The organism is Undibacterium sp. YM2 (genome assembly GCF_009937975.1).
Classification (GTDB): Bacteria; Pseudomonadota; Gammaproteobacteria; order Burkholderiales; family Burkholderiaceae_D; genus Undibacterium.
The window spans coordinates 4,821,478-4,841,115 of the sequence record NZ_AP018441.1 but is presented as its reverse complement, the minus strand read 5'-3'; the positions used below and the strand labels follow the sequence as shown (position 1 = coordinate 4,841,115).

22 protein-coding genes, 2 tRNA genes and 1 pseudogene are annotated in these 19,638 nt (G+C 50.8%); 12 read left to right on the top strand and 13 right to left on the bottom strand.

Going from position 1 to position 19,638, the window contains the following annotated elements; genetic code table 11:
* Positions 1 to 84 precede the first annotated feature (84 nt).
* Positions 85 to 1,242, top strand: a complete 1,158-nt coding sequence (locus UNDYM_RS22195; RefSeq protein ID WP_162043044.1) for a hypothetical protein — start codon at positions 85 to 87, stop codon at positions 1,240 to 1,242.
* Positions 1,243 to 1,373: 131 nt separating this feature from the next.
* Here UNDYM_RS22195 and UNDYM_RS22190 read toward each other — a convergent pair whose 3' ends face one another.
* Complete coding sequence (locus tag UNDYM_RS22190; protein WP_162043043.1) at positions 1,374 to 3,548, bottom strand: prolyl oligopeptidase family serine peptidase; 2,175 nt, start codon at positions 3,546 to 3,548, stop codon at positions 1,374 to 1,376.
* A gap of 232 nt (positions 3,549 to 3,780) precedes the next feature.
* Between UNDYM_RS22190 and UNDYM_RS22185 the strand changes: the two genes are divergently transcribed.
* Positions 3,781 to 4,185: a DUF1801 domain-containing protein gene (locus UNDYM_RS22185; RefSeq protein ID WP_162043042.1), complete on the top strand. Its 405-nt coding sequence runs from the start codon at positions 3,781 to 3,783 to the stop codon at positions 4,183 to 4,185.
* A gap of 137 nt (positions 4,186 to 4,322) precedes the next feature.
* Here the strand turns inward: UNDYM_RS22185 and UNDYM_RS22180 are convergent, their stop codons facing one another.
* The 7 genes and pseudogenes from UNDYM_RS22180 to UNDYM_RS22150 form a co-directional block, all read right to left on the bottom strand.
* Positions 4,323 to 4,928, bottom strand: coding sequence for a hypothetical protein (locus UNDYM_RS22180; protein ID WP_162043041.1), 606 nt, complete (start codon positions 4,926 to 4,928; stop codon positions 4,323 to 4,325).
* Positions 4,929 to 4,985: 57 nt separating this feature from the next.
* Positions 4,986 to 6,176: a ribonuclease inhibitor gene (locus UNDYM_RS22175; protein WP_162043040.1), complete on the bottom strand. Its 1,191-nt coding sequence runs from the start codon at positions 6,174 to 6,176 to the stop codon at positions 4,986 to 4,988.
* The gene (locus UNDYM_RS22170; RefSeq protein ID WP_197740938.1) at positions 6,166 to 7,479 is read right to left on the bottom strand and encodes an SDR family NAD(P)-dependent oxidoreductase; all 1,314 of its coding nucleotides are present in this window, start codon (positions 7,477 to 7,479) and stop codon (positions 6,166 to 6,168) included. The genes UNDYM_RS22175 and UNDYM_RS22170 overlap by 11 nt, the downstream gene beginning before the upstream one ends.
* Before the next feature lie 52 nt (positions 7,480 to 7,531).
* Positions 7,532 to 7,602 (bottom strand) — tRNA-Ala (locus UNDYM_RS22165).
* A gap of 108 nt (positions 7,603 to 7,710) precedes the next feature.
* Positions 7,711 to 7,781: transfer RNA gene (locus UNDYM_RS22160), tRNA-Ser, on the bottom strand.
* A gap of 131 nt (positions 7,782 to 7,912) precedes the next feature.
* Positions 7,913 to 7,983: pseudogene (locus UNDYM_RS22155) on the bottom strand.
* 26 nt (positions 7,984 to 8,009) lie between these two features.
* Positions 8,010 to 8,978, bottom strand: a complete 969-nt coding sequence (locus UNDYM_RS22150) for a LysR family transcriptional regulator (RefSeq protein WP_162043039.1) — start codon at positions 8,976 to 8,978, stop codon at positions 8,010 to 8,012.
* Between the two features lie 96 nt (positions 8,979 to 9,074).
* Between UNDYM_RS22150 and UNDYM_RS22145 the strand changes: the two genes are divergently transcribed.
* Positions 9,075 to 10,310, top strand: coding sequence for an MFS transporter (locus UNDYM_RS22145; RefSeq protein ID WP_162043038.1), 1,236 nt, complete (start codon positions 9,075 to 9,077; stop codon positions 10,308 to 10,310).
* 65 nt (positions 10,311 to 10,375) lie between these two features.
* Here the strand turns inward: UNDYM_RS22145 and UNDYM_RS22140 are convergent, their stop codons facing one another.
* The 3 genes from UNDYM_RS22140 to UNDYM_RS22130 all read right to left on the bottom strand — a co-directional run bounded on the left by UNDYM_RS22140 (position 10,376) and on the right by UNDYM_RS22130 (position 12,100).
* Positions 10,376 to 10,606, bottom strand: a complete 231-nt coding sequence (locus tag UNDYM_RS22140) for a hypothetical protein (RefSeq protein WP_162043037.1) — start codon at positions 10,604 to 10,606, stop codon at positions 10,376 to 10,378.
* A gap of 258 nt (positions 10,607 to 10,864) precedes the next feature.
* Positions 10,865 to 11,428, bottom strand: coding sequence for a hypothetical protein (locus UNDYM_RS22135; protein ID WP_162043036.1), 564 nt, complete (start codon positions 11,426 to 11,428; stop codon positions 10,865 to 10,867).
* Complete coding sequence (locus UNDYM_RS22130) at positions 11,429 to 12,100, bottom strand: class I SAM-dependent methyltransferase (protein ID WP_162043035.1); 672 nt, start codon at positions 12,098 to 12,100, stop codon at positions 11,429 to 11,431.
* A gap of 432 nt (positions 12,101 to 12,532) precedes the next feature.
* Here UNDYM_RS22130 and UNDYM_RS22125 point away from each other — a divergent pair, with 432 nt between their 5' ends.
* From UNDYM_RS22125 to UNDYM_RS22100, 6 genes are all read left to right on the top strand, one after another.
* The gene (locus UNDYM_RS22125) at positions 12,533 to 12,874 is read left to right on the top strand and encodes a PadR family transcriptional regulator (RefSeq protein WP_162043034.1); all 342 of its coding nucleotides are present in this window, start codon (positions 12,533 to 12,535) and stop codon (positions 12,872 to 12,874) included.
* The gene (locus tag UNDYM_RS22120; protein WP_162043033.1) at positions 12,871 to 13,446 is read left to right on the top strand and encodes a DUF2812 domain-containing protein; all 576 of its coding nucleotides are present in this window, start codon (positions 12,871 to 12,873) and stop codon (positions 13,444 to 13,446) included. The genes UNDYM_RS22125 and UNDYM_RS22120 overlap by 4 nt, the downstream gene beginning before the upstream one ends.
* 71 nt (positions 13,447 to 13,517) lie before the next feature.
* A complete protein-coding gene (locus tag UNDYM_RS22115) occupies positions 13,518 to 13,940 on the top strand; it encodes a hypothetical protein (protein WP_162043032.1) in 423 nt (140 codons plus the stop codon).
* Between the two features lie 26 nt (positions 13,941 to 13,966).
* Complete coding sequence (locus UNDYM_RS22110) at positions 13,967 to 14,326, top strand: hypothetical protein (RefSeq protein ID WP_162043031.1); 360 nt, start codon at positions 13,967 to 13,969, stop codon at positions 14,324 to 14,326.
* Positions 14,327 to 14,421: 95 nt separating this feature from the next.
* The gene (locus UNDYM_RS22105; RefSeq protein ID WP_162043030.1) at positions 14,422 to 14,796 is read left to right on the top strand and encodes a hypothetical protein; all 375 of its coding nucleotides are present in this window, start codon (positions 14,422 to 14,424) and stop codon (positions 14,794 to 14,796) included.
* Positions 14,797 to 14,903: 107 nt separating this feature from the next.
* Positions 14,904 to 15,326: a hypothetical protein gene (locus tag UNDYM_RS22100; protein WP_162043029.1), complete on the top strand. Its 423-nt coding sequence runs from the start codon at positions 14,904 to 14,906 to the stop codon at positions 15,324 to 15,326.
* Positions 15,327 to 15,446: 120 nt separating this feature from the next.
* On the opposite strand, the gene UNDYM_RS22095 is transcribed toward UNDYM_RS22100, so the two are convergent.
* Complete coding sequence (locus UNDYM_RS22095) at positions 15,447 to 16,133, bottom strand: transporter substrate-binding domain-containing protein (protein ID WP_162043028.1); 687 nt, start codon at positions 16,131 to 16,133, stop codon at positions 15,447 to 15,449.
* A 104-nt stretch (positions 16,134 to 16,237) separates the two neighbouring features.
* Here UNDYM_RS22095 and aroQ point away from each other — a divergent pair, with 104 nt between their 5' ends.
* The 3 genes from aroQ to UNDYM_RS22080 all read left to right on the top strand — a co-directional run bounded on the left by aroQ (position 16,238) and on the right by UNDYM_RS22080 (position 18,441).
* Positions 16,238 to 16,873 carry a gamma subclass chorismate mutase AroQ gene (gene aroQ / locus UNDYM_RS22090; protein WP_162043027.1) on the top strand — a complete coding sequence of 212 codons (636 nt, stop codon included), beginning with the start codon at positions 16,238 to 16,240 and terminating at the stop codon, positions 16,871 to 16,873.
* Positions 16,874 to 16,927: 54 nt separating this feature from the next.
* A complete protein-coding gene (locus UNDYM_RS22085; protein ID WP_162043026.1) occupies positions 16,928 to 17,350 on the top strand; it encodes a DUF4279 domain-containing protein in 423 nt (140 codons plus the stop codon).
* A gap of 440 nt (positions 17,351 to 17,790) precedes the next feature.
* A complete protein-coding gene (locus UNDYM_RS22080) occupies positions 17,791 to 18,441 on the top strand; it encodes a hypothetical protein (RefSeq protein WP_162043025.1) in 651 nt (216 codons plus the stop codon).
* 151 nt (positions 18,442 to 18,592) lie between these two features.
* On the opposite strand, the gene UNDYM_RS22075 is transcribed toward UNDYM_RS22080, so the two are convergent.
* The gene (locus UNDYM_RS22075) at positions 18,593 to 19,516 is read right to left on the bottom strand and encodes a LysR family transcriptional regulator (protein ID WP_162044743.1); all 924 of its coding nucleotides are present in this window, start codon (positions 19,514 to 19,516) and stop codon (positions 18,593 to 18,595) included.
* Positions 19,517 to 19,638 lie beyond the last annotated feature (122 nt).

Sequence of the window (19,638 nt, the reverse complement as noted above, 5' to 3'; positions counted from 1 at the left end):
CATTTTATTGCGCGCCTCAATTGAATCAGGGAGAAGTATTTCTGACATTTCTAATAGCAACTACATAGCTTACTGGGGAAAATAATGAAAAACCGAACCATGCTATTCCGTTTCAAGCTGTATTGTGCAATTGCTGGTGTCACAGCATTATCAGGCTGTGCAACACCCCATTCGACAACACCTGCCGTGTCGATTTTTGAAAGTCCTGACAATACCTTCAAGATGAAACGTTCTGATCAGGCGGCAATTGATAACAATGTTGGGGCGCTCAATCCGTATGCTGGATACAAGATAGCACTCAGGGATGCAGAGGAAAGCCCTGCTGACTCTGGCAAAAACAGGGAATTGCTGACAGAAGGCATGGCTGCCATCGAATACCGTTGTGGTGTTTATTTTGATGCACTTGGAAAAGCCTTGCAGTCATTGTCATTTGCGCGAAAAGAAACCTCAATCGTAGGCGGCCTCATCCAGGGAACGATGGGACTGGCAAATCAGTCGGCAAAAGCCATCGCCAACACCGGTGCAGTCTTTGGGTTTACTACTTCTTCACTCGATGCCTATCAGGAGGCCTTTCTGTACACGCCAGACATAGATTCGATTCGACGTCTGGTTTTGCAAATGATGGAAACCAATGCCAGCCAGATTAATACCGCGATAGGAGAAAACAGATTGGCCTATGGGCAGGCTATCAGTTATCTCAAGCAATATGAATCCAATTGTCAGCCGGCTTCTATCCGCACACTTGTGAATCAGGCGGTTGGCAATGCAACAACCGGCAGCACAACAGATGGGCAGACGACAGTTGCAACGGCGGCGCTTGCCATTGGCGTCAATATGAAATCACTGACACCGGACCAGGCTTTTTATCTTTACTGGCTGCAAAGTGATCAATATGACGCGAGTACAGACAATCTTGTTGCCGCAAATTTAAAAGAGGTTACCGCAGTTTCGACAAAAAATGCAGATACGGTAGCTGCAGCAAAAAAACTACTGGCTCCCTATATGCTTCTTTTTCCTAAGACGACCATACAAGCATGGACGGCTAAAATCGCTGCGATGAAAGCTGCGGTGGCGAAAAAGGTAGAGGAAAAACCAGCCGTTGCAGGTACGCCGGCAAAGGTTCCTGAAGTGCCGGGCGCTCCCAAAGAAGATGTCACAGTTAAAGGTAGCAAGACTCTCAAAGATATTACTTTGAGAAGTACCCTAGGCTCTGTTTCACCCACTGCAAATATCACCAAATGATATATGCTTATTGATTCTGTGTCGGGGTTGAACTCATACTGGAGGGCTTCTGGATTTGGAAAAGTGGAGAAGGGCAAATGCAAGAAGCCGGCCATTGGTCGGCGTGCACCTCCCAGAGTTTCTTTTCAAATTCAAGCCTTGCCTGTATGGGCCAGGATAAAAGAAAACATATCCAGATGCTTGGCAATGCCGATTTTCTTGGTCGTGGAAAAATGCCCTGAATCATAATCAACCCGCATCAATACCGGGCGTTTTGGGTTATAGTTTTTTTGCATGCGGGCAGCCATTTTGGCGATTTGCCAGGGTTCTACCCGCATGTCGTTGGCGCCCGTCATCAGCAGCGTTGCCGGGTAGCTGGTTTCAGCTTGTACATGGTGGTAGGCGTCCATCTCCAGCAGAGCGCGGAATTCATCTTCTTTCTTGACCGTACCAAACTCTTCATCATTGCCAGGGCCATTCGATGTCAGCTCAAAGCGCAGGGTATTGAATACCCCGACTTCACCGATTGCTACGGCAAACAGGTCTGGCCTTTCTGTGATGGCGCGGCCTACCATGATGCCGCCGGCAGAGGTACCCCATACAGCGAGTTTGCCTTGTGCAGTCCAGCCATCCTTGATCATCGCTTCTGCCACATCAATCACGTCGCGCCAGGTATTTGGCTTGCTGGCTTTTTGCCCGGCAGTGTGCCAGGTCTCGCCTTTCTCGCCGCCTCCGCGCACATGGGCATATACAATCACGCCACCCTGGTCCAGAAAAGCCAGCATGGAACCCTGAAATCCAGGGTCAAGTATGATGCCGTAAGCACCATAGGCAATAATCAGCAGAGGGTTTTTGCCATTCAGTTTGGTATTGTTCTTGTGCAGTATTTCTACCGGCACAGCCGTGCCATCACGCGCCTTGATATCCTGGCGGGTGGTCAGGAATGAGGATGTGTCAAATGCTGCCTTCGGTGTCAGGCCAGTGTCTTTGGCGACCAGGTTGGGCCCTGTTTGCAGAGTGCGGGCAGACCAGGTCAGGTCGTCCATGCCAAACCAGGCACCTTCTATGGCCGGGTGACATTGTATATTCCATACCGCACCTGTCAAAGGCAGTTTCACATCCTCCACCTTGCCGGTGGCAAAGCTGTAACGCCGCAAGGCACCGACCTGGCCGCGCAGCTCATGGATGTATAAACCATCTTTGGCCAGGCTCAGGCTGTCGATGACATAATCGCCTTGCGGCACCACCACGACACGCTTGCCCTTGTCTGCCTCGCGCAGGCTAACTTTGAATACTTCCCCACGCTCAGACTTGCCTTTGGCCAGTACATACACTTCGTCACCCACGGTCAGCGCGTGGGTCGCGATATCGTCCTTGCGGAATACTTCTGCCCAGCCGGGTTTGCCTGCCAACAGGTCATTGAGGCGTGCGACCATGCCATAGGCAGGCCATTCACCATTGCTGTAGATGGCACCCAGTGCCCAGTCACTGGCGGTATTCACATGTACGACCGGCATTTCACGTTCTGTCTGGCCCATGGCCGGGCCATCTGACCAGCGGAAGGCCAGCGTGTCTTGCGCCGGGTCTTTATCCATTTTGTGCAGCCATGTTGCCGTGTCGAAGGAGAAATCGACTTTGCCCTTGACTGCACCGTCGCGCAGGCGTGCATAAAACAGGCCGCTGGAATCGGGCAGCCAGCTTGCCGGCATGCCATTCAAACGGGTGATCAGCACGTCCTTGCCACTATCCAGTGTCAGCACATGCAACTCATGCATCTCGTCACCACCTTTGTCGATGGCGTAAGCCAGATGCTTGTTGTCAGGAGACATCAGCACCTCGGTCACACGCCTGGGTTGAGCACTCTGGCCACTCTTGTTACCTGCTTCCGGATCAATCAACAGGCGTTCTGCGCCACCCGCGTGTGGGGTAGCATAAATCTTGAGTACCTGCTGGTCTGGCGAGCGGCGCGCAAATATTAGTTGGGTACTCGTGACCTGGCGTATCGCCAGCGTGGTCGTTGCTGCGCTGAATCGTTGCAGAGATGCTTCTATCGCCCGCCGCCCTGGCAACTTGTCCAGCACTTGCCTTGCAAAAGCGCCTTGCGCTTTGAGGTAGTTAGTGAACTCGGCAGTGTCCGGCTTTTGTTCCATCCAGCGGTAAGGATCAACGATGCTCTTGCCCCACAGGCTGTCGGTCACCGCCTCTTCACGTGCCAGCGGTGGCAGCAAGGACGTGGGTGTTTTCCTGACCGCAGCATGCACATGCGCACTGAGAGGTGAGAGAACAAATGCAGAAAAGGACAAGGCAAATTGGCGACGGGAAATCATAATCTGCTACCTCTCAGTATGGGGCGTGTCAGGGAGTATAGACGGATTTATAAGTCACTTGCAATGAGATCGCTATGCCATTGCAGATATGCCGCAACAGGTGGGAGGCTCGTCTGGCAGCATGCTCAGTTGCTGCAAACCGACGATATTTTTCATGCTGGAGGCCGCGAAGCAGTGCCGCTGTTATTATGCTTGCGTTGCCGATTCACTTTCTACCCAAAGAGGGAATGTCATGGCTGAAAACAAAACCAAAGCAACAGACTCCAGCGTAGATGATTATCTCGCCGCGATACAGGACGAGACGCGCCGCAATGACTGCGCAATATTGATCAAGCTCATGTCCAGGGCCAGCAAACAGCCCGCCGTCATGTGGGGCAGCAGCATCGTCGGCTTTGGCAACTACCACTATGTCTATGAGAGCGGTCGCGAAGGTGATATGTGCCTCATCGGCTTTGCATCCCGCAAGGGTGACATCAGCCTGTATGGCCTCAATGCCGCACCCAACCATGCGCAATTATTGTCTGAACTCGGTAAAACAAAATCCGGCAAAGGCTGCCTGTATATACGGAAATTAAATGATGTAAATATCAAGGTGCTGGAGACCCTGATCAAGGAGGCTGTGTCGGTGAAGAAATGAGTCAACACTAGAAAAGTGAGCCAGCGATTAAATTTAATATGCGCGGTAGAGTACGCCGTGCGTACCGTTTCTTATGAATTTTCTTTGATGTTTTTTTGAGAGTGGTGCGCATGACGCACTCTACTGACTGACGGGTCTTATTCTTCAGGCTGAACCGGATAAGTCAATATTTCTGTATCCCATGCATTCTCTTCACGCTTGCGCCAGGTTAGCTTACCCTTCAGTTCGCCCTCAGCATTATATATGCGGATATCGGCAGGGCTGGATATGCCGGGGCCGTGTCCGCAATATGACCCCAGAAAAACCCGGGGCTCCATGCAGCCAAAGTCGCAGCCCGCATGCTTGAACAGAGGTTGCTCCACGTCAGTGTATAAGAAATCATGGCTACCGCAGCACAGCGCTCTTGGTTTTTGTTGACGCGACATTCTCCAGCGCAGATAGCTCTGGATTTCACTGATCGCCAGCTCCTGATCCATGTACTCTGTTTCCAGCGGATATTCCACTGCCTTGCCATTGCGCACAGCACCATAGGCATTTTCAAAATCACGCAAGCTGGCAATATCTTCGGCTATACACAGGCTCGAACAAGTCTTGCACCAGGCTGGGCGGACTGGTATCGCGAACAAGTCGTCATTCCTTATCAATTGCCCCATGGCGTCTGAACCAAGGTAGTAATAAGCCTCGCGAAACGGCAAGAAGAGTTTTTCATTGCAACTGGTACAGATATAATAATTGGGCAACATGGTTCACCGCATATTCGTTTAAACAGAAGAATTTCTTTTGTTGTACCTGTAGATTTTTTATCGATAAACACTCTTGATCATCGCCTGCCCCAGAGTGTTGCCGCCACCAGATAAAGCCTGATTATGTTTTAATTGAGCAGCGAGATCATCTGGCAGGCGGCCATCAAGTGTCAGTTGGATAAGCTCGCCATTACGTAGCGCAGCATCTATGACTGCTGTATTTCCCTGATCCGTGATGTTATTGCGGGCCAGGTTAAGCCTGCGCAGTGTCGCAGAGGTGTTGATCAACTCCACGGCGTGTAGCGCACCCTCATCTCCCATGTGATTGGCCTGTGCACCCAGCACCCTGGTGGATGGCGCATAACCGAGGTTCAGGTTTTGCAAGGCTGAATGCCGGGCTGCATCCAGCAGGGCAGATGCTCCCTGTGTGCCTATGCCATTGCTTGCCAGCTCCAGGGTTTGCAGGCTGCGGTTGTGGCGCAGCGCATCGGCGATGCATGCTGCACCTGCATCGCCAAGACGGTTGACGCTAAGGTAGAGTGCCTTGAGATGTGGCGCTTCGCGCAGCAGACGTGCCAGGTCGTTTGCGCTTGCTGCGTCCAGACCGTTGCCGCTGAGATAAAGGCTTTGCAGATTCTTGTTATCACTGCACAGGGCATCAACGATGGCGCGCACGCCTTCTGCACGCAAATCGGTATTGACCATGTCCAGCACGCGCAAGTGCTGGTTGCTGCGTAACATGCTGGCAATGCTTGTTGCACCATCCGGGCCTAGTGGATTGCGCTTGAGCCACAGGCCGCTAATGTTTTGTGCCCCGCCTGCCAGCGTCGTGCCCAGCGCATGTGCTCCTGCCGGGCCGATATTGTTGCAACCCAGGTAAAGAACCTCAAGCTGAGGATTGACGCTGGCGAGGCCAGCCACCGCTGCTGCACCAGCATCGCCTATTGCATCGGTGCCCAGCATGAGGCTGCGGACGCGGGTATTGTGCTGCAATGCCTCTGTGATCGCCAGGCAGTGGCTGGTTCCCAGGCTTTGCTTGCATAAATCCAGACGACCATCGGCGGTCAGCGTGCCACGAGGAAATTGCTGGTCGCCCTTGGCTGCTAGATTGGCACTCAGATGCTGCAGCAAGGGATCCAGCTCTTCAGCATCACAAGGCGTGATGCTGACGCGGTGCACCGGGCACTGGACAGCAGTGATTGCATCACCAGGCAAGGCAAGAGATGCTTTAGCAGTATCACCAGGCATAGGGTTCAAAGTCCTTGAGGAAATGGCCGTAGAGCGGGTCCTCCGTTTCATTGACGCCACGGATGACAGGATCAAGCAAACGCGCCATGCCATCCGTCACATCCAGCGGCGTGTAAAAGTCCTGGGTCTGCCGCACATGCATGGCTTGCGGATAGGGTTTTTCATCGGTAATCCAGCCAGTATCCACGGCGTTCATATAGATGCCATCGCGGGCCCAGTCCTGGGCGCTGGTACGCACCATCATGTTCAACGCTGCCTTGGCCATATTGGTATGCGGATGAAATTCTGTCTTGCTGTCGCGGTTGAATTGTCCTTCCATGGCCGAGGCCTGGATCACAAAGCGGCGTGCATGTGGTGAACGCAACAAGGCTGGTTTGAGGCGGGCCGTCAGCATGAAGGGCGCTACCGCATTGACCAGTTGCACTTCCAGCAGTTCAAAGGTTGATACTTCATGCAGCCGTTGCGACCAAGAGTTGGCGGGCCGTTTATCCAGCGCCTGCCCATACATATCGACCTCATGTCGCGGAAAATAATCCGCATAGCCAGGCTGATTGCCCAGATATTGTTGCCTGGCTTCCAGCAGCCACGGGGTTGCTTCGCCAGACATCAGTGCTGCATAGAATTCGCCGGGCCGCTTGATGGTCTGTGCCGCATTATTGATCAGTATGTCGAGGTGTGGCAGTTCTGCATTGAGCCTGTCGGCGAATTGTTCGACATCAGGGATGCAGCGCAGGTCCAGTGCCTGTATGTTCAGTCGCTCCTGCCAGTCGCCATAGTCCGGCATGGCAGCAAAACGTTTTGCTGCATCTTGTGGAAAACGCGTGGTCAGCGTGACATGGGCACCAGCGCGCAGCAGATGCAGGGCAGTTTCAAAACCTATCTTGATGCGGCCACCAGTGACCAGTGCATAACGCCCGCGCAAATCAGCCTGCTGGTGCCGTTTTTGCCAGTTCTTGTCCGCACACACCGGGCACAGGGAATGGTAGAAATGATGCAGTTGCTGAAAACCCTGCTTGCAGACATAGCAGCGTTGTGAACGCAATGTACCTGCGGTTGCTTCGCTGAGCGTCAGCGGCAATGATGCTGGAAGCTGCGCACGCACCAGGCCAGTTTGCAGGCGTGCATGTTGCAATTGTTCTTTGGCTGCATTGGCGCGCGCCTGGCGGTGGCCACGCTTGGCGGTTTTCTGAATTTTGGCAATCAGGGTTTTGAACTGCGGGTGATCATCCATCTGTGATGGATCGTTTGCAATGGTGTGCAGTACCCGCAAGGCGATGCCCAATTCTTCATCTGTGTATGCCACGGCGGCTATCCTTACCGGTCAAATGCGCTTGCGCATCCACGCAAAAATCAGTGGGAACAGGTTGGGCTTGAACCAACACCTTTTTCTTGCAAAGAAAATGCGCTTCCATTACGCCACCGTTCCCGGCGGCGATTATAGCGGAGCTTGCCTGACATGGTCAAAAAATTACAGACATGATTTGCCTGCGCCAATAGTGAAGGAGAAAGGCTAGTGGAAACCGGGGAATTAAATGGGAACGGGCTGGATTTGAACCAGCACCACTTTCTTAGCTAGAAAGTGCGCTTCCATTACGCCACCGTTCCCGGTTGCGATTATAGCGGGGTACACGCCCGTCGTGCTCAAAAAGCCGCAGGTTGGTTTTGCTCTTGCACCGATATTGGCGAAGGTTGGCGAAGGTTGGAGAATGCAAACTGTTGGGAACAACGGAATGAAAGGGAACGGGCCGGGTTTGAACCGGCGCCGTCTTCTTTGGTGATAGACATGCTTCCATTACACCACCGTTCCCGGTTGTGATTATAAAGGTCATGAGCTCATACATGCAAAGCCGTAGCCACACTGGCCCGTATCACTTCAATAAACCTGCGCAGCCGCGCCGGGTAAAAGCGGGCATACGGATAAACCAGGTTCACCGGTAGTGGCGTTGCCTGCCATTGCGGTGCCAGTTGTATCAGGTGCCCGGCAGCGATGTCGTCGGCCAGTATCCAGGTAGAGCCGATGGCGACACCCAGTCCTTCCAGCGTGGCGATGCGCAGCGCATACAGGTTGTCCGTGCTCAGGCGCGGGGTGAAAGCCACGCGCTGGATTTCGCCGGTTTGTACATGGTGCAAAAATACTTCGCTACGATAAAAGGTGCGTAGCGACAGCCACGGCAGGCCGACCAGGTCGATGGCTTGTTGCGGCATGGGCCTGCCAGCGAGGACGGATGGTGCCGCCACCACGATGCGTGGCACCTCTGCCAGTTTGATGGCGACCAGGTTGGTATCTCTTAGCTCGCCTATCTGTATGGCGCAGTCTATGCCCTCAGAAATAAAGTCCTGCAACGATGTATCGTCATGCAGCAGCCACTCTACCGAGACACGCGGATAGCGCCGCAGGTAATCTGCCAGCGGCCTGACCAGGCGTTCCTGGCCAAATGCATGTGGGGCAACGACGCGCAGTACGCCTTCAGGCTCGTCATTGGTGCCACGCAAGTCAGACTCAAAGGCCGCCCAGCCTGCCAGCAGGTTGCGCGCATGTTCATAGCAGCGCTCGCCATCGGCTGTCAGGCGCATGCTGTGGGTGGAGCGGTTCAACAGGCGCACACCGAGAAATTGTTCCAGCGACTGCAGTCGGCGGCTCACTGTGGGTTGAGTCGTGCCCAGTTGCGCTGCCGCAGCAGACAGATTGCCCGCCTCGACGATGCGCACAAAGGTTTGCATGAGCTCTATGCGATCGCCCGCGCCTGCCATGAGGGCGGCGGTGGCAGAGTTGTCCGGGCGGCTGGTCAGAGTTTTGGTCATACGTCAAATGTATAACAAATCTGCGTGACATGCCACTACCGTTTGAAACGCGAGGGTCTTACACTGCCAGACATCAGTTAAAGCAGAGAGAAAGTCATGTCTTCCATTCAAAATCCGCATAATCATATAACTGCCATAACACCGGCGTCAGATACCCAGGTACATCAGCAACCATCGCCTGCACTGGTATTTTTGCTGGCCTGTGGTGCTGCCTTGTCGGTGGCATCGCTGTACTACAGCCAGCCCATGCTGGGCATATTGGCGAGTGACTTGGGTATCAGCAATGTCGCAGTGGGTTATGTGCCCACACTCACGCAGCTCGGTTATGCACTCGGCATCTTGCTGCTGGCCCCACTGGGCGACAAGCATGACCGCCGCAATATCATCCTCATCAAGGCTGGTTTGCTGGTGGCTGCATTGCTGGTGATGGCTGCTGCACATTCCCTGAGCCTGCTGCTGCTCGCCAGCCTGGCGATAGGGCTGACAGCGACGATGGCGCAAGACATTGTGCCAGCTGCGGCCACTCTCGCGCATGAATCGCGCCGTGGCAAGGTCGTGGGTACGGTCATGACAGGTTTGTTCATGGGCATACTGCTGTCGCGTGTGGTCAGTGGTTTTGTGGCCGAGCAGTTTGGCTGGCGCAGCATGTTTGTGCTGGCAGCGGTAGGTGTCACACTGATTGCCGTGGCGGTCTGGCGTGGTCTGCCACATTTTGCACCAACCACCACCATGAGCTATCGCGCTTTGCTGGCTTCCTTGCTTGATCTCATCCGTCGCCACGGCAAACTGCGCCGTGCGGCACTGGCGCAAGGCTTGCTGGCGATGGGCTTCAGCGGCTTTTGGTCCACCCTGGCCGTCATGCTGCATGCCGAACCCTTCCACATGGGCAGTGCAGTCGCAGGTGCCTTTGGCCTGGCCGGTGCCGCAGGTGCACTGGCAGCACCGCTGGCTGGCCATCTCGCAGACAAGCATGGGCCAGAACTGGTCACCAAGGTCGGTACCGGCATCAGCACTGTATCGTTCGCCATCATGAACCTGAGCCCGCTGTTCCCACCCACTGCACAATTGTGGCTGCTGGGCATAGGCACGGTAGGCTTTGATCTTGGCGTGCAAAGCACCCTGATCGCTCATCAAACAATAGTCTATGGCATAGACAACGCCGCCCGCAGCCGCCTCAATGCCGTACTGTTTGTCGGCATGTTCATCGGCATGGCAGCCGGCGCCACCCTGGGCAGCGTGCTGCTGGCGCAATGGGGCTGGATAGGCGTGACGGGCATGGCAACAGTCACTTCACTGGCAGCACTGGCGCTGCGGTTTTGGCGGGTGGCATAAGCAGGATCAGAATGCAGGCTTTAGTATTGCTGATGATATGCTCCTATAATTTGAATGCAAAAAAATTAGACAGGAGCATCATGGGCAATAAGCTTTCCCGCCTTAACATTTCCGACCTTAACACCGCAGAACGCCTGCAGTTTTTTATCAATACCGGTTTTTATTTTTCCATGCAGATTCGTGGCAAATATAGCTTGCATGACTTGCATGCCCAGCATGAAGACCGCGAATACCGGGCCATCAACGAATGTTTCCACCGTATCTTCCAGTGCTTGCGTGGCATAGGCGATAGCCATGAACCGCGCATGCCAGATGACACCGTCGTGCTTATGCTAAACGACATCGCCAAAGAGGCAAACCTGCAGGAAGAATTAAATTGGGCAATTGAAGAAGCTACAAAGCTGCTTGCAAAGAGTGATATTTAATCTGTAATAATTAAGCTGTAAAAAACCGAGGCGTGTGGATACTCACGCCTTATTTAGCCGCGCTTTTCAGGTTACTCTGACTATTGACCAGTCCATCTCATGGAAGCTGGTCGATAGCAGAGGCCAGATTTATCCTTTGGCATAAGCAGAACGGCTGTCTTGAGTCGCATTTTCCAATTGCAATTGCATATCCGCGATCACAAACTCATGCATGGTCTTGATCACTTTTTCAATAAAGTAAGATGAAATCAGCCTTGGGGCAATGCGGTTGTCATAGTAGGTAAGCATGCGGACGATACTCTGCTCACCGTCAAGCTGTTCCACTTCTATATATCCGCCCAATAGTTTGATTGTGTCTTTATAACGGATACTCTGCTCGATAATCTCAAACTCGATACGGCTTTGATCGACAATATTCGTAATTCTTTTGGTCAGGTAACCGCCATCACTATATTTGCAGCGGCAGGTATCGCCTACAGCCGCATACTTGCCTTCGACTTCCTGCGGCACCGGCAGGCTTAATTTCAACAACCACGATGCCGGTTTTTTGACATGCTCATAAAAGCCTACTTTTTGCCAGACATCGGCTTTATTCGCCTTAATGATGCTGCTGGTCACTGCGCTGCTGGTAGTTTGCTGTTTCATGATCTTTCTCGCTTGTTGATTTACGGTATTTGAAAATGCCTGCTTCATTTAAACGGGGGTACTTGCGCTAAACAATGCTATGCATCCTACGGTGCTGACTTCAACGTTCTGGAATCGCTTTTCTAATGCTGACTTCAACTGGCCCGCCGAATCCTGATCACCATTGATGACTTTGAGCCTGTGCAACACTGCATAAACGCAGCGGCTAAGCATGGTTTTTGTAATGTCTTGATTCAGTATGGTGTAACCAAAGACCTGGGTGCCAGCATGCATCAGCGGCCTGATGGCATCAAACACCGCGCCTTTTTCCAGCATGTCACCAGGAATACAATGCAGAATGCCGCCCAGCGCAATTGAGTCGAAGCGGGCGGCAGAGGTTGGCATTGGTTCCAGCGCATTGCAGAGATAAGTTTCTGGCTCGAAGCGCGCAATTCTTGCTGCGGTAAAATTCAGGCAGTTTTGCTGCAAATCGAATAAACCTATGCGCACCTCGCCGGGCTGGTAGTGACAGCGGTCCAGAAAATAGCCAGTACCAACGCCAATATCCGCGTGATTGCGCGACATCATGAGGTGATAGAGGTCAGCAAAATACCTGCTCTTGCAGCGCCACACATAAGGTGCCAACAAGCGGTAAATCAGAATGTCATAGCACCTGAGCAAAAGCCTGCTGTAAATACGAACCCCGTCATCGGTCGTTCTGCTGGTAATGGCGCTCATCATGGCTGTCTCATATCAATAAATGGTCGGGACCCGGATGCCTGGAAATGAATTCGCAATCCAGACTCGTACCCAGAACTATGCAATGGGCATGCCAATTCAATAAATTTTCCAAGTTGCTGTTTTTAAAGAATATTATTTTTTCGAATGAACAGGCGGCTGTAAGGTATCTGTACATTGCGGCAAATTTCGCTGTAAAGAAACTTTGCAGCGAGAGCGATTGGGAAAACTTCTTTGGTTCAGAAAATAGCCACCCATCCCAGAAATACTGCGTGCGCATTCGCGCCATCAAACGACTCATGCCACAAAAATAATTTTATTGACATCCAAATTTCGCCTGATAATATATCGATAGTCGATATATCGTTAAGCGATGTAGCATCGCCCGATATAGGCTGAGCGACATCAACAAACCAGCAAGCCTGAAAGGCGCGGATGGAAGCAATTAATTATTCAAAATACCTGCCATTGTCAGAAGCCACCTTTTACGTGCTGCTGGTACTGACCGAGCCTCTGCACGGCTATGCCGTCATGCAAAAGGTAGAAGATATCAGCGAGGGCAATGTCGTCATTGGTCCCGGCACCTTGTATGGTGCATTCTCAACTCTGGAAAAACAGGGGCTGATCAAAAAGGTCGGGGAAGAAGAGCGGCGCAAGTATTACCAGCTCAGCGACAAGGGGCGGCTGGTACTGGCCGAGCATATCCGCCGGCTGGAAATCATGTACCGCAATGCGCAAGTGGCGTTGCCACAATTAACAAGAGGAGAGGCAAAGTGAGTGAGACATTGATCAAAAAATTCAAATGCTTCTGGTCGTGGGAACTCGAGCAAGAACAGCAATGGCTGCGGGAAATGGCCAGCCAGGGATGGCATTTGAAAGCCCGCAGTTTTTTTGGCGTGTATAGCTTCGTCCAGGGTGAACCTGCCGATATTGCCTATGCTCTGGATTACATACCTGGCCTGAATATGGAATTTGCATCAAGATTAGAGCCAGATATTCACTACCAAAAGTTCTACCACCAGTTGATCATTGATGCCGGCTGGGAGCATGTGCTGTCATCGCTGGGATGGCAATACTGGCGCATGCCTGTGCGCAATGGCAAAGTGCCGGAAATTTTCACGGACACTGCTTCCAAAAAATCCAAATACAAGCGACGCCTGTTGGAGATGTGTATCTTCAATTTCGCGCTGTTCCCAACCGCGATCTATCCTCCGGCCACCCTCAGGCAATGGGATCATAGTCTGGCGGCGTACATTATCATCTTCGGCATGGTCATACCCGCCTGCCTCTACTTTTCTTATGCATCCATACGCATATATTTGCGCATGCGTGAAATGCAGAAAATTTGATTCCGCATATACTCGCGATCTTGCCTTGCTCACTCATTCTCTTTTATTTCCATCCATTTTCCACGGATATCATGCCCGCATTGCTCATCAAGAAAAAATTTCTCTTCCTGTCTTTCCTGCTCATTTTATTCTGCGCAGCCGGATGCTCCTATAAAATTGAAATTACACCTTTTGAACTGCATGCCGAAAAACCGATATTCGTTTTCTCAAAACCAATCACAGCATCCCCGATAGGGGAAATGAGGATAGTTCCCTTGAATAGCTTTAAGATCGTGCAGAAAAAAAATGATCGCTGGGATCACGACAATCCACTATGGGCTTTTGGATTGCCACCAGGAGCTACTTTGGATGTGGAAAAACTTCGCTATGCCAGCCTTCCCGCAGCTTATGTTGAGACCGTCAAAGCGAAAAAACTTGAACGCGGCGTAGCGTATATGGCAATTGGATTTGGGCCGGATTCCAGTGGCAGTGTTGAATTTAGTTTGGCGCCTTAAGTTGCAAGGTCTATCGGGGAATGTGAATGAAACGAATACTGCTTTATATCTTTTTGATCTTGAATGCCGCAGCCTGGCACAATTGCCTTGCTGGCACTGAGTTCCATCAGAAGCCGGGAATTATTCTTCCAGGAGCCTTGGTCAAAGCAACTGCGCTTGCGTATGCACAGTTTGAGCAAGAGCTTGATAAGAAAGACAAAGCAGCGACGAATGATTTCGCACGATCCATGTCAAAATTGGAAAGCTACGATGCAAAAATTTCTGTAGAAAAAAGGCATTACATAATTCGTTTTACTCCTAAAGATAAAAACGTGCGTGGTGGCGAAATTGCTTACACTATTAAAAAAGATGATTTTTCTATATCCGATATTGAATATTCTAAATAAGTATTTCTGTTTTAATTCGAAATGCGCAGTCCGCAATCCTTGATCATGTGAATGAAGCTTCGAGTTCAGAAGTATCAAACTATAAGAGTTTTAAGATGAAAGCCAGGGCTTTGAAGTCGACAATGATGTTTCATTCCAGATCAGATATGACGCAGGTTTGTTACGATCTGGGAAAATTGACTGTTACGGTTGAGTCATCGCAAGAAAATAAAAGCTATCAAGCGAACTTTGCAGAAATCTGTGGATTCCGTCTTTTGGATGAAGGTGATTTACTTGAATTTTGGCCTGCATGTTCGGATTCTGAACACTGGGTGTTTCAAATTGAAGGAGGCGGCTGGTATGCGCAAGAATCATTGCGGCCTGGTTTTCTGAGAAAGGATATCGCCGCCATCAAGGAATTTTTTATCGCCAGCAGCAATGGCTGTGTAAGCGTGCTGGCCTGGGAAGAACCAGAACTCAAAAGTTGCTAGGTCTAAAGCGGAGTCAGGACTTACATTCATATATTTTCAAGCTATAGAGATATTGTAATACCAGACCTTATCCTTTTTATTGATGATGAATTGTGTGGGAAATAAAAGTGAGTACTTCAACGATTATCCATTTGTTGATACCTGATGAAAATGGAAAGGATTTTCAAGGTAAATCCTACCCTCCTTTTTCAATTGGTCAGCATAGTTGGACTCCCACTAAAAAAATAGAACCTGGTGGCGTATTTTATGATTATATTCGCAATGCGTCTGCTGACATTCTTGGAATTCGCTACTGGTTAATTGATGAAGTGATTTTTGAGCGTCATCAAGTATTTAAATTTTTCTTAAGTGATTCCCGCTTTTTTTTCCATCAGGAAGATTCTTGTGTCGATATACTTTTTGACGAAAAGAACATCGCTGATTTTCAGAATAATTTATTGTTCATCGATTGTGCTCAAGATTTTGGTGGGGAAAGTGTAATAACGAATGGCAAAAAATATGGAATCGCCCTGGAAATCGATTCCAGGTAATTTTTTCGGGGTAAAGAAAGCAGAAACGCACAAAAGGAGTGGCCATTAAGCTTCTGTAAAAAAGACAGTGCAGTGGAATGAAGACATCCACTGTCTCACACTTACACGATTGCTCAACGCTTACACCAGACCATATTTTTCCACACGCGCCAGATCTTGCTGTGAACCCAGATAATGACGCAGTTGTTCATTCACTGCCTGCAAGAGCACCAGATTATTTTTGTTGAACGAGAATGCGCCAACAGGCGCTTTGTCTTGCTTGCCCAAGTCGTGGGCAACTGCCTGCAGTTCCTTATGGTCTCTCGCGATGATGCGGTTGCCTGTCGCTGTCGCCGCAAAGGCGTCTATCTTGCCTGTCAGCAGGGCGGCCACGGCTTCGGGCTGGTTGTTGAACATCACGATCTGGCTGTCGCTGACGCCTGCCGATTTTGCCGAGTCATATTGCACCTGCCCAGGGATGATGCCCAGTCGCGCATCGCTTTGTGCCGCTACTGCTTCATAGCTAGTCAGCGCTTTGGGGTTGCCACGCTGCACGATGAAGCCATCGCCGAGTGACCATACCGGCAGGCTGAAGTTAACCCGCTCTGCACGTTCCGCCGTTACGAAAAGCGGTACATTCATGTCCCAGCGGGCAGCCTGCAGGCCGGGTATCAGTTCCGCAAAAAGCCGTAGTTGATATTCTATGTCCGTGACACCGATTGCGCGCAACACTGTCTCCGCCAATTCTATGTCTGCACCAGTTACACTGCCGTCTTCGCGTGTCCAGTAGAAGGGGGCTTCTTCTATGTAGGCGATTTTTACTTTCATGAGCGTACTCCATTATCCTGGACTGCTGGCTATTTTGATGCGTGCTCTAAGCCAGGGCATTACAATATCATTTATCGATTTCACAAACAGGCTGGCGATTACTGATGACAGATCATTCTTTTTCCACTTTAGCACAGCGCCCTGCGCAAAAAGCATTTTTGCCATGGCTGCTTTATGTGGCTTATGTGACCCTCGCATGCGCTGCAATGTCGCTGTCACATTCTGCACAGGCCCAGAATGCCAGCGACCCGCGTCTCGTGCGTTTGATGGGCCTCATGCAGCAACGCCTGAATCTCGCGCAAGATGTCGCCATGTACAAGTGGAACGCCAAAGCAGCGATTGACGACCCCGTGCGTGAGCAGCAAATACTGGATGCACTGGCGCAGCAGGCGGCTCAATATGGCCTGGCACCCAAACAGGTACATGACTTTTTTACTGCACAGATAGTGGCTGGCAAGATGATACAGAAAGCCTTGTTTGCAGAATGGGTGAGCAAAACACAGGCCCCGTTTGACAATCCGCCTGACCTGAAGACAGCAATCCGCCCTGCACTCGACAAACTGACGCCACAGCTATTGACCGCGCTGGCCGAAGCGCAACCTGCCTTGCAGGCTAAAGACTGGCAGCAGGCAGTGAAGCTGGTAGCGGCAGATGCCGGCGTGCGTGCAGGTGTATTGCAAACTGTGCCTGGCTATGCAGCGGCATGGGAGTATGCGCTTGGGGATTTGGCTGGCAGGTAAGCAAGGTATGCAGGTAAAAGCCGGACTCAATAAGAAAACAGCGGAATGAATGTAATGATGACGAAGAAGCAACGAGAATTTGCACTATCTTTAAGGATGACGCATCCAGAAATGGATTTACAGGCATTTTGCGATTTGATCGAGCTGATACCATGGAAATGCAATTTGGCCGGGGAAGTGAGACAGTCTCCAGACGGCAGGCTATTGGGCGGGGTACATAAACGATCCTTTTGTACTTGCAGTTTTGAGTTTGATGAAGACGTTTCTTTGGAAGCTGCCATCGATGAAACGCTTGACCTGCTGGAGTTGAAAAGAAGACAGATCGCTGAGATGACCTCGTCAGGTGGTGAAATGCATTTTTTTATAGGATGGTTTTTTGAGGGAACTGCGGGCATGGTACTCGACTGGAAAACCTTGCGCAGGATGTCTGATTTGGAGATTTCTTTTCAACTGGATGCCTATGGGGCATATTTGTGAATGGCTCTCGTCAAACCAATGCAAAAAGAAATTAAGACTATGAATAGTTTTTTCAAAGTGCTGGGGCTATCTCTTTTTTGACATTCAGCTTCCTGGTCTTTGTTTCCTTTAATCCGGGAAGTGCATCTGTGATATTGAATGGCATGCTTGTGGGTTCGGAGTTCTATCAGAAAACCCAGAACGCCATGTTATTCTTGATGCTGTATTTAATCTTTACACCGCTGCAATTTCTTGTCCTCCATCTACTTTTGAAAGAAAACAGGCAGGACCTGCTGAAAAAATTTCTTCTCTACTTTTTGATTTTTTCAGTATTGTTATCGATGGTGGTATATTACTTTGCAGGGGTTCATCCGTTCAGCTTACCTGTCGTCAGCGCTTAGTTTTTTTTGGAAGCATGGAAGCAAGGTATTTCCAACGAGGCTGCAAGACAATGAAAAAATATGCGTAAATTATTTTTATTCTGGGTGCTGTTCATACTGCAGATTTCTGCCTATGCAAAACCTGTGTGGAATACCCCGGTATTTTTGGATGTGCCACATGGTTGGCACGCACAAAAAAGCAGATCGCCCGATAGTCAGGTATTCAGCTTGAGCAAGGGATCACAACTCATTACGTTTGATTATGGACGACGGATGTTGGATCAAAAAAGTGATTGCGAAATTTCTGACATGATGGTGATGACCACATTGGACAGTCTGAAGTGTATTTCGACAGAGCGGTATCATCAAAAAATAAAGCGAAAAATCTCAATCAAGGATACTAAAGACGAAGCTAACTTCAGATTGACTATTTTTGCCATCTCTGGATTGTCTGAAGCAGGTAACAGGGAGTTGGTAACATTATTGAGAAGCCTTCGATTTGTAGGCAGTATCGAAAATCTGAAACTGGTTTCAGTTGATACTCGCAAACAACATGCAACAATTATCGATGAATCAGGCATCGCTCGCATAGTCAGAAAAAATGATCTTATTGCGAGGAATTTTGGGCGAGTCCGCGAGGTAAAGAGCGATAGACTTTTGATCGAAGAATTTTTGTTCGGCGACACTGACGGATACAAACCGCATCAACTAGAATTGTATTTTTCGCGATAGCAGCAGTATTCGAGTGCGCGGTATTAGACACTGCAAGGAGGATTTGAAAAGCATGCGGCGCATTGTAATGCTCCCTACCTTACAGCTGCGCTTGAAGCTTGTTTTTCTTCATGCAGTCTCGTGTTAGCGAGATAAATGAAATAAATTACTACTACCCGGCACTCTCTGCCACTTCCATCATCAATCCTCTCAACCACAAATGCGCATCGCTACGCGCATATTTGCTGTGGCTATAGACTTTCAAAGTATAGGGCGGTATCGCAAACGGGGCTGGGTAGATGGCAATGCCTGCGGCTTGTGCCAGTGTGATGGCGGCGTGGCGGGGCAGGGTCATGATGAGGTCGCTGCTGGCGATGATGAAGGGGGCGACCAGGACATTGGGGAGCTGGACGGTGACCTGTCTTTGCAGTGCCATGCCGTCGAGTACATAGTCGATGACGCCGCGGCTTTCATTCCACGGGGTGACGACGACATGGCGAGCTTGCAGATAGGTTTTCAATGTGAGTTTGCGTTTGATGTGCGGGTGGTGTTGGCGGGCGATGGCGACGTAGTCGTCTTGCAGCCAGTCAAATTCTTCCAAGCCTGCGGGTAATGGGCTGCGTTCTTCATCGTAGCCCAGGGCGAAGTCGATATGGCCTGCGGCCAGTTCTGCGATCGCGATTTTCTGGCTGGTGTTGATGATGCGCAGGGTGATGTGTGGTGCGACCTGTTGCAGCCTGTTGATGAGGCGTGGCAGTATCGCAAAGGCAGTGTAGTCACTGGCAGAGATGACAAAGTTGCGCTGGCTGATGGCAGGGTCAAAACGTAGTCTGAGGCTGAGCCCGGCAGACAATTGCGCCAGCGCCGTGCTGATCGGTTCCGCGATCTGGTCGGCGCGCAAGGTTGGTTGCATCTGGTTGTCTAGCCGCACGAATAATTCATCGCCGAGGGCGGTGCGCAGCCTGGCCAGTGCATGGCTCAAGGCCGAGGGGCTCAGTGCCAGCTCATGTGCGGCAGCCGTGACCGAGCGTTGCTGGTACAGTGCATTAAATACCAGCAAGAGATTGAGGTCGAGTTTGCGCAGGTCAAGATGCATGTTCTGCATGATAGTCTGAAGTAATTGCACTTGCCGCATTGTAGGCTGGCTTGTTAGGATGTGGCAAATGCGAAGTAGATGGCCTTCAATTTTTGCTGTTACCTTGCTGTAACGCTCATTGA

Excerpts from the sequence above, each read along its gene's own strand:
- UNDYM_RS22195 (WP_162043044.1), top strand. The coding sequence starts at position 85 with ATGAAAAACCGAACCATGCTATTCCGTTTCAAGCTGTATTGTGCAATT.
- UNDYM_RS22190 (WP_162043043.1), bottom strand. The coding sequence starts at position 3,548 with ATGATTTCCCGTCGCCAATTTGCCTTGTCCTTTTCTGCATTTGTTCTC.
- UNDYM_RS22185 (WP_162043042.1), top strand. The coding sequence starts at position 3,781 with ATGGCTGAAAACAAAACCAAAGCAACAGACTCCAGCGTAGATGATTAT.
- UNDYM_RS22180 (WP_162043041.1), bottom strand. The coding sequence starts at position 4,928 with ATGTTGCCCAATTATTATATCTGTACCAGTTGCAATGAAAAACTCTTC.
- UNDYM_RS22175 (WP_162043040.1), bottom strand. The coding sequence starts at position 6,176 with ATGCCTGGTGATACTGCTAAAGCATCTCTTGCCTTGCCTGGTGATGCA.
- UNDYM_RS22150 (WP_162043039.1), bottom strand. The coding sequence starts at position 8,978 with ATGACCAAAACTCTGACCAGCCGCCCGGACAACTCTGCCACCGCCGCC.
- UNDYM_RS22145 (WP_162043038.1), top strand. The coding sequence starts at position 9,075 with ATGTCTTCCATTCAAAATCCGCATAATCATATAACTGCCATAACACCG.
- UNDYM_RS22140 (WP_162043037.1), bottom strand. The coding sequence starts at position 10,606 with ATGGCTATCGCCTATGCCACGCAAGCACTGGAAGATACGGTGGAAACA.
- UNDYM_RS22135 (WP_162043036.1), bottom strand. The coding sequence starts at position 11,428 with ATGAAGCAGGCATTTTCAAATACCGTAAATCAACAAGCGAGAAAGATC.
- UNDYM_RS22130 (WP_162043035.1), bottom strand. The coding sequence starts at position 12,100 with ATGATGAGCGCCATTACCAGCAGAACGACCGATGACGGGGTTCGTATT.
- UNDYM_RS22125 (WP_162043034.1), top strand. The coding sequence starts at position 12,533 with ATGGAAGCAATTAATTATTCAAAATACCTGCCATTGTCAGAAGCCACC.
- UNDYM_RS22115 (WP_162043032.1), top strand. The coding sequence starts at position 13,518 with ATGCCCGCATTGCTCATCAAGAAAAAATTTCTCTTCCTGTCTTTCCTG.
- UNDYM_RS22110 (WP_162043031.1), top strand. The coding sequence starts at position 13,967 with ATGAAACGAATACTGCTTTATATCTTTTTGATCTTGAATGCCGCAGCC.
- UNDYM_RS22105 (WP_162043030.1), top strand. The coding sequence starts at position 14,422 with ATGAAAGCCAGGGCTTTGAAGTCGACAATGATGTTTCATTCCAGATCA.
- UNDYM_RS22095 (WP_162043028.1), bottom strand. The coding sequence starts at position 16,133 with ATGAAAGTAAAAATCGCCTACATAGAAGAAGCCCCCTTCTACTGGACA.
- aroQ (WP_162043027.1), top strand. The coding sequence starts at position 16,238 with ATGACAGATCATTCTTTTTCCACTTTAGCACAGCGCCCTGCGCAAAAA.
- UNDYM_RS22085 (WP_162043026.1), top strand. The coding sequence starts at position 16,928 with ATGATGACGAAGAAGCAACGAGAATTTGCACTATCTTTAAGGATGACG.
- UNDYM_RS22080 (WP_162043025.1), top strand. The coding sequence starts at position 17,791 with ATGCGTAAATTATTTTTATTCTGGGTGCTGTTCATACTGCAGATTTCT.
- UNDYM_RS22075 (WP_162044743.1), bottom strand. The coding sequence starts at position 19,516 with ATGCATCTTGACCTGCGCAAACTCGACCTCAATCTCTTGCTGGTATTT.